At 76.3% G+C, this 798-nt stretch carries 1 protein-coding gene; it reads left to right on the forward strand.

Features of this window, described 5'->3' with window-relative positions; all coding sequences use genetic code 11:
• Positions 1-798: endonuclease/exonuclease/phosphatase family protein (locus C1J01_RS48415; protein ID WP_111185880.1), on the forward strand; the 798-nt coding region annotated here is incomplete at both ends.

Raw genomic sequence — 798 nt, forward strand, 5'->3', positions numbered from 1 at the left:
GGGTGGAGTCGGGCGCTTTTCTGGTGCCGCTCGTCTCGTTCACGCCGTACTTCGCCGTCGCGGCCCTCGTCGTGCTGGGGATCGTGGCGCTGCTGCGGTGCCGCGCCGCCGTCGCGGTCATGGCCGTGGTCTGCGCGTGCCTGGCCTGGCTCGTGGTGCCGCGGGCGATCGGCGGCGACGCTCCCGCGCACGGACGGCCGCTGCGGGTGCTGACCGTCAACCTCAACGGCGGCCGCGGTGACGCCGCCGTGCTCGCCGACCTCGTCCGCAGGCTCGACGTGGACGTGCTGAGCGTGCAGGAGCTGACCTTCTCGGCGCGCGACCGGCTGGCGGAGGCGGGGCTGGAGGGCATGCTGCCGTACCAGATCAGCCGGCCGGAGCCGCGCGGGCCCGAGGGCAGCGGCGTCTACAGCCGCCATCCCCTGCGTGAACGGACGGGGCTGTTCCGGCCGGTCGGGCACCACATGCCGGTGGCCGAGGTGTCGCTGCCCGGCGGCTCGCCGGTGGAGGTGGTCGTGGTGCACCCGGTCGCGCCGGTGCCGTCCACGGTGCCGGAGTGGCACGCCGGGGTGGCCGCGCTGCCGCCCGCGCCCACCTCCGGGCCGCCGCGCGTCCTGGCGGGCGACTTCAACGCGACGCTCGACCACGCGGTCTTCCGGCGGCTGCTGGCCACCGGTTACACCGACGCGGCGGACGCCACCGGGCAGGGGCTGGTGCCCACGTGGCCGCACGGGCGTTCGCTGCCGCCGCTGGTGACCATCGACCACGTCCTGACGGACGCGCGGGCGGGGGCCTGTC

Origin of the sequence: Nonomuraea aridisoli (assembly GCF_003236395.1) — a bacterium.
Taxonomy (GTDB): Bacteria; Actinomycetota; Actinomycetes; order Streptosporangiales; family Streptosporangiaceae; genus Nonomuraea; species Nonomuraea aridisoli.